13 protein-coding genes are annotated in these 8,532 nt (G+C 52.1%); 8 read left to right on the top strand and 5 right to left on the bottom strand.

What is annotated here, in order from left to right; genetic code table 11:
* The 3 genes from ACQRBV_RS22140 (at position 1) to ACQRBV_RS22130 (ending at position 1,438) form a co-directional block, all read left to right on the top strand.
* Complete coding sequence (locus ACQRBV_RS22140; protein WP_060752858.1) at positions 1–294, top strand: hypothetical protein; 294 nt, start codon at positions 1–3, stop codon at positions 292–294.
* A 28-nt stretch (positions 295–322) separates the two neighbouring features.
* Complete coding sequence (locus tag ACQRBV_RS22135; protein ID WP_411984064.1) at positions 323–607, top strand: hypothetical protein; 285 nt, start codon at positions 323–325, stop codon at positions 605–607.
* Between the two features lie 198 nt (positions 608–805).
* On the top strand, positions 806–1,438 hold the full coding sequence (locus ACQRBV_RS22130) for a hypothetical protein (RefSeq protein WP_411984065.1): 633 nt from the start codon (positions 806–808) through the stop codon (positions 1,436–1,438).
* A gap of 386 nt (positions 1,439–1,824) precedes the next feature.
* On the opposite strand, the gene ACQRBV_RS22125 is transcribed toward ACQRBV_RS22130, so the two are convergent.
* Both ACQRBV_RS22125 and ACQRBV_RS22120 read right to left on the bottom strand, forming a co-directional pair.
* The gene (locus tag ACQRBV_RS22125) at positions 1,825–2,157 is read right to left on the bottom strand and encodes a DUF6124 family protein (protein WP_161548938.1); all 333 of its coding nucleotides are present in this window, start codon (positions 2,155–2,157) and stop codon (positions 1,825–1,827) included.
* Between the two features lie 378 nt (positions 2,158–2,535).
* Positions 2,536–2,673 carry a hypothetical protein gene (locus ACQRBV_RS22120; protein WP_178126870.1) on the bottom strand — a complete coding sequence of 46 codons (138 nt, stop codon included), beginning with the start codon at positions 2,671–2,673 and terminating at the stop codon, positions 2,536–2,538.
* A gap of 141 nt (positions 2,674–2,814) precedes the next feature.
* Between ACQRBV_RS22120 and ACQRBV_RS22115 the strand changes: the two genes are divergently transcribed.
* The 4 genes from ACQRBV_RS22115 (at position 2,815) to ACQRBV_RS22100 (ending at position 4,920) form a co-directional block, all read left to right on the top strand.
* Complete coding sequence (locus tag ACQRBV_RS22115; protein WP_178126871.1) at positions 2,815–3,147, top strand: hypothetical protein; 333 nt, start codon at positions 2,815–2,817, stop codon at positions 3,145–3,147.
* Positions 3,128–3,397: a hypothetical protein gene (locus ACQRBV_RS22110; RefSeq protein WP_411984066.1), complete on the top strand. Its 270-nt coding sequence runs from the start codon at positions 3,128–3,130 to the stop codon at positions 3,395–3,397. The genes ACQRBV_RS22115 and ACQRBV_RS22110 overlap by 20 nt, the downstream gene beginning before the upstream one ends.
* A gap of 224 nt (positions 3,398–3,621) precedes the next feature.
* On the top strand, positions 3,622–4,203 hold the full coding sequence (locus ACQRBV_RS22105; protein ID WP_411984067.1) for a tetratricopeptide repeat protein: 582 nt from the start codon (positions 3,622–3,624) through the stop codon (positions 4,201–4,203).
* 327 nt (positions 4,204–4,530) lie between these two features.
* Entirely contained in the window at positions 4,531–4,920 is a 390-nt protein-coding gene (locus ACQRBV_RS22100; protein ID WP_411984068.1) for a hypothetical protein, read from the top strand.
* Positions 4,921–4,986: 66 nt separating this feature from the next.
* On the opposite strand, the gene ACQRBV_RS22095 is transcribed toward ACQRBV_RS22100, so the two are convergent.
* Together ACQRBV_RS22095 and ACQRBV_RS22090 are read right to left on the bottom strand one after the other, a co-directional pair.
* Positions 4,987–5,376 carry a RidA family protein gene (locus tag ACQRBV_RS22095; protein ID WP_411984069.1) on the bottom strand — a complete coding sequence of 130 codons (390 nt, stop codon included), beginning with the start codon at positions 5,374–5,376 and terminating at the stop codon, positions 4,987–4,989.
* A complete protein-coding gene (locus tag ACQRBV_RS22090; RefSeq protein ID WP_411984070.1) occupies positions 5,366–6,502 on the bottom strand; it encodes a DSD1 family PLP-dependent enzyme in 1,137 nt (378 codons plus the stop codon). The genes ACQRBV_RS22095 and ACQRBV_RS22090 overlap by 11 nt, the downstream gene beginning before the upstream one ends.
* Positions 6,503–6,596: 94 nt before the next feature.
* On the opposite strand from ACQRBV_RS22090, the gene ACQRBV_RS22085 reads away from it, so the two are divergent.
* Positions 6,597–7,481: a LysR family transcriptional regulator gene (locus ACQRBV_RS22085; RefSeq protein ID WP_411984071.1), complete on the top strand. Its 885-nt coding sequence runs from the start codon at positions 6,597–6,599 to the stop codon at positions 7,479–7,481.
* A gap of 59 nt (positions 7,482–7,540) precedes the next feature.
* Here ACQRBV_RS22085 and ACQRBV_RS22080 read toward each other — a convergent pair whose 3' ends face one another.
* Positions 7,541–8,482 carry a cupin gene (locus ACQRBV_RS22080; RefSeq protein WP_411984072.1) on the bottom strand — a complete coding sequence of 314 codons (942 nt, stop codon included), beginning with the start codon at positions 8,480–8,482 and terminating at the stop codon, positions 7,541–7,543.
* Positions 8,483–8,532: the final 50 nt, after the last annotated feature.

Below are 8,532 nucleotides of genomic sequence, written 5' to 3'. Positions count from 1 at the left end.
ATGATTATTCGAGAAATTGGGCGAGAAGAGCCTGTAAAGGTGTTTGGGATTTACTGGATAGAGAACGAACGGTTTTACTGGGTCATTCCTTATGATGGCTACGGTGGCCTGATGGCACTCAGCGATAGAGAAGTCAATGTTGTTGACTCTTCTTTGTCAAGTGATCTCATCCTCTGCAAGGATGGGGGGGGAGGGGACATGATTCTGCATTGGGCAGCGGAAGATTTGATTGAAGAACTTGTGGAGCGTGATCCGCTAGCAATGGTTGAGTTCTTAGAACGCATAAAAGGCTGATGGTGAAAAAGGGACACGTGAGATTGTTGTGCGCAGCGACGATGACTTCAGCGCAGCGGTCAACGGAAACGGTAGGACTAAAGCATATATTAATGAAAACGGCGAATTGGTTCCACCTAACGTCAACGGGACCGGCAGCGTCCAAACGCACGTGCGCGGTGGCAATCCTGAGAATTCGCCCTATATATCTGTTACTGATCCAAGTGTAGCGTCGACCCCGAAAGACTATGGTTCTGATAAAATTGAGATCGATGTGAAGCGCTTAAAGCAGGACATTGATTCTGGTAATCTGCCAGGTACCAAATTTTTGTAAAATCAGCAAGTGACAGCGGAGTTGCAATCGAAAGTGGATGCGGCCCGGGCAAGGTACACAAAAAATCCGTCTGAAAATAACAATGATTCGTTGATTAATGCTGAGAGAGATCTTAAGAACGCTACGCGCGATGGGGAATGTTTGATTAAGGGCTGTGTACCGGCTGACTATATTAAGAAAGTAAAAAAATAGGTTTATATGGACCCGAAAACATACGAACTATTGAATAGCGTTCCTGAGCATGCAGATTATGCTGTGACTGCAGGAGATTTGGATCCAGAGGATATTCCACCGGAAAGAATTGGCGCTGTGCTAAATTTGCTCCGTCATACGAATAATAAAGAAGAGCACTTTTTGGCTGCGAAACTGCTGACCAGTTGGGGGCTCTGTGAAGGTCTAGTCGCCTTAGAAGGGGATATGGAAAAAAACGAATGCATCGAAGGAGCATACCCCCACCGACTATATGGTTACGACGACACTTATCACCAGATAATCTTAGCTGTAACTCGATATTTTGCCAACGTGGCTGATCGCGGGGGAATTGAAGCGGCTAGAACGCAAATTTACTCTCCTCTATCGAAAATTATTTCGTTGGCGAGTAGTAAGCCGTTCGAAATAGCCAAAATTTTTGACTTTGTGAAAAGAAAGAACTATTTGGAATATGTGCCGCTTATTGAAGTTCACCTTGTTGCTATAATCGATCATCCGGAATTACATCGTTGGAAAATTTTTGATGCTATTGAATTCTTGATGGATTTTAGACCCGATTTCGTTTTGTCTCTGCTTCAAGAAAAGAAAAAGTCAATTGATGATTTTAGGCATGTGAAATAGGGTACAGACCCTGAGGGATCCCCACAAATCTATCTCAGGCCCTGCGCTTGAGGGAAAATAGGGGTCGGACCACGATTTTGCGTTTTTTAGAGTTCAGCAGACTTGCTCTTTAAAAATATAAAGAATGATGGTCTGGTGCCTATTTCCCTCTGGGCGGAGGTGGCTCCTCTGATGCTTGCTTGACCAAAACCCCTATTAAGCCAAAACAGTAATCCCCCACGCCGAATACAACAGTGCTTTCTTTGTTTTTTCCGTTGCCACGTCATCGTTTCTTTACGCAGGTCTAAAAGTTCGGCACCAGGCTATATGTTGACACGGCACAGCCCAATAGCAAAAACACCGAGCCGCCGTTGGGCGTTACGACGGCTCGGTACTGCGTTAAAGGCTTAGCTGCCCGCTACTGCTGCCTCCCGCTCCATCAGCTTGTCCATCAGCAACACCCCCAACTCACTCAACTGGTGTATTGCCAGCGCTACATCGCGTGGTTTCCCGGTCAGGTCCTCGGACAGGTCGAGCAGCAAGGCGCTGACTGAGGAAAAGGTTTCGTAGCTGTTGGTGATCAGGGTTTCTGAGCTGGTGTCGGGGGCGACACTGAATAAACCCGGCGGCGGCTGAGGTGCAGCCGTTTCTGAATTGAGGTAGTGATCTATGGCGCGATGCGCCGCCTGATTGAGTTTCAGGTCGGGCTTACTTGGAGGATTAGGCGTGACTTTGAACATACTTGGAATTTCCCACTTTAGGGCCGCCACCTCTGAGCTACTAAACTAAGGGGTGGCAGCTGTGCGCAGGTTAGTAGACCGGGGAATTCCAAGAAAGCCGGCGCGCCCGAGGACGCCCTGCACACAGCCACCATAAAGCACGGACGTTGTCGCCCGACAGATGAAGCTTATGCACTGATTGGAATAACCCCAGGCTACTAAACCCGATCGCTGAGTTTTCAGCGACCGAGCAACCTTAGAGACGCCCACTCAAGCGCACAAGCCGGCGGATTCTGACGCAAGCGTAGGCAAGGGAGCAAGGCGCTGTCGCCTCGGACTTTCCTGTTTCAGGGCTTGTTGTAGGAAATGTACTCATTCGGCAAAACAATTGGGCGGTCATTACCCTTTGGCGACACTCGCCCGCCACTGCGCCGGCTGCTCCAGCCGCTGCGCCGCATGCTGTGTGGTGGCTTGCGCGGTATACGCTTGGCTGGCGACTTCACCGATCGCTCGCAGTAGTTGGAAAATAGGGGGCATACCACGCTTTTGTGTTCTTTAGAGTTCAACAGAGTTGCTATTTAAAATTATAGAAAGAATGGTGGTCTGACCCCGATTTTACTCAAAGATGGAGGAGTCCAGCTCAAGTATGGCGATCCTGATGGCGTAGCAGGATTGGTCGTGAATGTAGATAAAGCGGGAGTGCTGGGATTTGAAATTCGTGCAGCAAAGAATCATCCCTACTACGATGCATCAGGCACTGATATGTTTGCCAGCGCAATGCAACGCCTCGGCAATGAAGGCGTCAAGGTCAATCAAATCCGTGGGGCTTGGGAGGCGGGTACTGACAGCGTTAACACTGCTCGTTATCTCGAGAATATTGCCAATGGAATGTCAAAAGAAAATGCTGCTTTGAATACATGGACAGGCCAAATAGCCCAAAAGTACGGATACGGAAAGGTTGAAAAAATTGAAACCATTGGAGATATCAATTGTGTCACCTTTAAAAAATAAGTATTTGTTAGCCCAGTTGCTGGAAGGAAAATTGCCGAGCACTGTACTGAGCTTTATGTTAGAGGCTGATCCTGAGTTGGATAAGTATGTTTTAGCAAATATTTTTTTGGAAGAGTTTGATCGTTTGGATAGCAAGGTCCTTCCTGTAATATGGAGGTGGAAGAGTGCCAAATCAATCATGGGTATTTCTGACCAACAATTTGATGAGGCAATACTCGCGCAAATGAGGATGGCAGGTTATACGGTATAGTTAATAATAGGGAGGGTCTCAACCGATTTCATCGAAAATAGGGGGCGGACCCTGAGGAGTAAATAGGGGTCAGACCACGATTTTGCGTTTTTAGAGTTTGGTAGAGTTGCTCTTTAAGAACATTGGAGAATGATGGTCTGACCCTATTTCTTTTGGAAATCACCTAGTCAGCTAGAGTTATTTAATTCATTGATTAAGAAGGTTAGACCAGTTGGGGAATAGTTTTGAATGTTTCTAGAGATGGCGATGTGAGAGGTGTTCTGATTGATTATCTTTCAAATGATAAGATTGAAGATGGCGAGTGCTATTTTGAAAGTGTCTCGAATTTGCTTTCTGAGTATCTTCGTCTTGAATGTTTAGGAGATATTTGTTTTTATCGACGTGAAATCGATAAAGCAATAAAATACTATGAGTCCTCTACACGTTTGGCGCCAGAGCGAGCAATCGCAAGATATCTTTATATTGCAGGAGTTAAAAATGAGAGGTTAGGGAACTTTGTGGACGCTTTTAAATATTATCAAGCGGCTATTGAAACCGAACCTTCATTTGTTGATTCCTACGTGGAGCTTGGAGGTCTTTTAGTGAAAATTGGTGATTTTGAAGGCGCCTTGAAATGCTATGAAGATGCTTTGGAAATAAAACCAAGGGATTTGATTAGTTATGAGAATTTAATTTTGGTTTTGACGAGGCTTTATGAAGGTGATAATGAGCGTTATAAAGTTGAATTTCGTGCTGCTAAGTCAGCTTATGAGGAGCTTGAGCGAGCCGGCGGGCTAATCTCTTCAGATAAGTTAGGCAAGTGGTAATAATGAAGCATAGGGGGTGGGGCCTGCTTTTGTGTTTTTTAGAGTTCAGAAAAGTTGCTATTTAAAAATATAAATAATGGTGGTCTGACCCCTATTTCCTAAAGGTTTTATGGGGTATGGCCCGGACGGAGCTTCAGGATTAGTGGGGTCGCTTAAAAAACTCCTAGAATACACTCAGTCTCAAGGAGCCAAGACAGTCACCCTTAAAGGTTATTACGCGTCAGAAGAAGGCGCAGCATTAGGGGCCGGGAAAGTGGGCGAGAAATTCTATTTTAGTTTTCCGGCTACCAAAGAAGGACTTAGAGAATTTTTGAAGGGGCTAAAGTAGTGAACCATCCAAATTCAGTGAGCAAACATCTGAAAAGCCTCAATTTGTCTGGTTATGGAGGCTATATACCTCTCAGTAGTGACCCCAAACTGGGTCAGGGGGTATATGAAATTTATTTAGATGGCTGTACCTTAAAGATTTTTGAAAAAGGCGTAGCTATAAAGTTTAAGGGAAAAAACGTTGGTGCTCTTTATTCTGATATATTAAAAATTACTAGTCATCTATCTGCGGCGGTGTTTTCGCAGGCTTCAGCGAACCAAAATGTGAATATTTCAATTCCTTTGGAAATTCATCTTTCGGAGAGTGTTGTGGTTTTTGAAGTTCAGTTGCTGATTTATTCTAGAGTGTTAATTGTTTTAAATGATATGTGGCGAGGTTATAAAAAATAAACGGTCAGTCACTGAGGGATGCCCCCTATTTTCCCTAACCCCCAAACACCATAACCCTGCTTCCCTTTATTCACCGCCGGTCATCGCCTCAATTTCTATCAAATAACCATGATGCAACCCCGCCACCGGAACCACCGCACGAGCCGGCCGATGCTCTCCCAGATAACGCGTATAAACCCGGTCAAAAGCGGCCCAATGCTCTACCCCCACGACATACACCGTCACCTTCAACAGGTCACTCGCACTCCGGCCGGCTGCGCTGAGGATTGCCATCAGGTTATCGAGCGCGATTGAGGCTTGCACCTCGAACGGTTGGTCGGCGCTATGCTCGCCGTCTGCGCGCACCGGCAACTGCCCGGACACGTATAAAACGCCCTGGTGCAGTACCGCCTGGGAGTAGTGCCCGCCCGGAGCGGCCGCGTTGGTCGTGTGGATCAACTCGATCTTACCAGCCATGCAGGCGACTCCAGGTGTGCACGGCGCCTTCGGCGTCGCAGGCGTGATAGTGCGGGAATTGCGCGCCGGTGGCGCACGCGTGGTTGGGCAGGATGCGCAGGCGGCTGCCGATGGGGAAGTGCGCCACGATGTCGGTGCCCTGGGCCGCTCCAAGGGTGATGATGCCGTGCTCCTGGTTGGCGCCAGTCACTCGCGCGCCCTCGATCCATTCGCCGGTTTCGGTACACACCTGCCCGTAGCCGAAATCCCGGCGCTGGCGTTGGGTGCCGCGGTCACGGCTCATGGCCATCCAGCCGGCGTCGGTGATGATCCAGCCTTTGTCTTGCTGATGGCCGATGACGGTGGTCAGCACGCTCAGGGCCAACTCGTCCGCCTGGCAAACGCCGATGTTGTGCATGACCAGGTCGAAGAATACGTAGACACCTGCGCGTACTTCCGTCACGCCTTCCAGGTTCAGCGCCGACAGGGCGGTGGGTGTGGAACCGATGCTGACCTCCGGGCAGGCCATCCCGGCTTGGCGGATTTTTTCAGCGGCGCTGACGCAGAGCTGGCGTTCCTGTTCGGCAAGGGCCTGCAATGCTGGAAGAGTGTCGAGTTCATAGCTGGAGCCGGCGTGGGTCATCACGCCGCGCAATTGCTGGCCGCCCTCGACAAGGACACGGGCAACCGCTAGCAGCGCAGGGTCTTCAACGGCCAGGCCTGAGCGGTGGCCGTCGCAATCTATTTCGATCCACACGTCGAAACGTTCGTCGTGTTGCTGTGCGAAGGCGACAATCGCTTGGGCCCCGACAACGCTGTCGGTGAGCACACTCAAGTTGCAGCCCTGGCGCCTGAGTGCGAGGGCCTGAGCCAACTTGCCGGGCGCAATTGCCACGGCATAGAACACATCGTTGATGCCCTCGGCAAAGCAATACTCCGCTTCTTTCAGGGTGGACACCGTGACGCCGCTCGCGCCGGCGGCTATCTGCGCCTTGATCACGGGCAGGCATTTGCTGGTTTTGATATGCGGGCGCAAGCGCACACCCAAGCTGTGCATGCGTTGCTGCATGCGCTGAATATTGCGCTGCATTCGCGAGACATCGACTAGCGCGACGGGGGTATCGAGAGAGGCAATAGGGGCTGACATGACAGAACTCAGGTGGCTGGAGACGCGGCCACTCTACTCAGCGTTCGTAAAGTTGTGGTTCAATCAATGGTCATCAATCATTAAGTAAAATTGAATGATCTCTGTCGAAGATCTACGCCTGGCTGCAACACTGGCGCGCTCCGAGTCTTTGAGCGCTGCGGCCAGAATGCTCAACGTCTCGCCACCCGCGCTGTCCATGCGCCTACGTAAGCTCGAGGCGCTGCTGGGGCTGACCCTGGCCAATCGCGATGCCCGGCGCTTGAGCCTGACCGCCGACGGCGAGCGTTTCTCCCGTGAATGTGCGCTGTTGCTGGAGCAACTGGAGGCGTTGCCGGAGTCGTTCAGGCAACAGGACCAGCGGCTGACCGGCACGCTCAGGCTGGCGGCGCCGTTCGGCTATGGACGCCAGCGGATTGCACCGCTGCTGGCCCGCTTCGCCAGGTTGCATCCACAGCTGCGCCTGCAGCTGGATTTGCGTGAAACGCCATGGCCTGATCGTCACGACAGCGACGCGGTTATTCACATTGGTCACCTGAACGACAGCCTGTGGATCGCCAGGCCCCTTACGCAAAACCACCGATGGTTGTGCGCAAGCGCAGCCTATCTGGAGCAGTACGGGGTGCCATCTTCACCGGAGCAACTGGCCGAGCATCGCTGCATTTGCATTCGTGAAAATGATGAAGATGTCACGCTATGGCATCTGCGTAAGGGGCAGGGGCGCAAAACACTGCGCATCGAACCCGCACTGTTGAGTAACGATGGAAGCGTCGCGCGGCGTTGGGCCGAGCAAGGCTTGGGCTTGGTGCTGCGTTCGCAGTGGGATGTCAGTGATGCAATCGCCAACGGTAGCCTGGTCCGGGTGTTGGCGGATTGGCAATTCGACAGTGCGCCGATCAACCTGTTGGTACCCTCACGCAAGCTGCGTAGCCCGCGGGTGGAGGCATTGGTGGCGTTTCTGGAGGATGCTTTGAAAGCCTGATCAGCTGAAAGGGCGGCGCAAACATGCTTCATGCAAGTGCGCCGCTTGCCTGACTGCTATCAACTGAAGCGGATATCCAGCGAGCGAAGATAGGTCTGCAGCCCCGCGTCCTGGATCGGGATCAGGAACGCTTCCTGGTCGGACTCGTTGAAGTGGGCGTGCCAGTAGCCGGGCGGCGTGACAAACGCCAGCCCCGGCGCCCAATCCACGCGAACCGGGTGACGTATCTGGCCATCGGCGTCCAGGTCGGTGCCGACCAGGGTGTAGCAACCTGTCGGGCAATCGACGATAAAATCCAGCGCAATCGACTGATGCCGATGAGGCTTCTGGACCGAGCCGGCCGGCAGAATTCCATACATGGCCCAGAGCACATGGGTCACGGTTCGGGTTTGCGGGAAATTGCGGTTGCCCAACAAGATGCTGATACGGCTGCGGTCTTGCGCACGCGGGTCATCGGCCGCTTCACGCAGCTTCGCGTTGGCGGTCTGCGCCGGGTACAACGTCGGCAAGAACCGGTCAGTGCTGCGGGTCACGCCGAGATAGCGCAACAGGGGCTCGTCATGCACGTAATAGAGCCGGGCGTCCTCGGTCGCGCTGAAACAGGCGCCCAGCAGACCTGGCAGCGCCATGAAGCAGCCTTTGGACCATTCCAGGGTGTGCTCGCCCTGGGTCACTTTGCCTGCGCCGGCAATCACATAAAAAACCTGCGAGGTGGCGTTGGGCTGGAGCGTCAGGCTGTCGCCCGCATTGAGGCGGATAAAGTTGGCACAAAGCCCGGGGCCGGTGGCCGGCCCTTCGCAGCCCAATGCTTCGCTCAGGTCCAGCGGCACGACCCGCGAGGGGCCTGAGTCGCAGAGCGAGGCTGGAAAGTTGTGGTAGGGCACGCCTGTAATGAGCTTGGCGCTGATCGGATTTGCCGCTTTGCTGTACTCGAAATATTCCGCTTCGCGCTCGTTTGGCGGCACGGCGTCTACTGCATCGATCCTGAATGTGCTGTTCACGATTGTCACCTCGCTCGCTGATCCGTGGATGCAGCGTAGGCCGGATCAGG

The sequence above is a fragment of the Pseudomonas sp. R11F genome (assembly GCF_050312575.1).
GTDB classification, from domain to species: Bacteria; Pseudomonadota; Gammaproteobacteria; order Pseudomonadales; family Pseudomonadaceae; genus Aquipseudomonas; species Aquipseudomonas palleroniana.
This window is presented reverse-complemented; position numbering and strand designations above follow the sequence as displayed.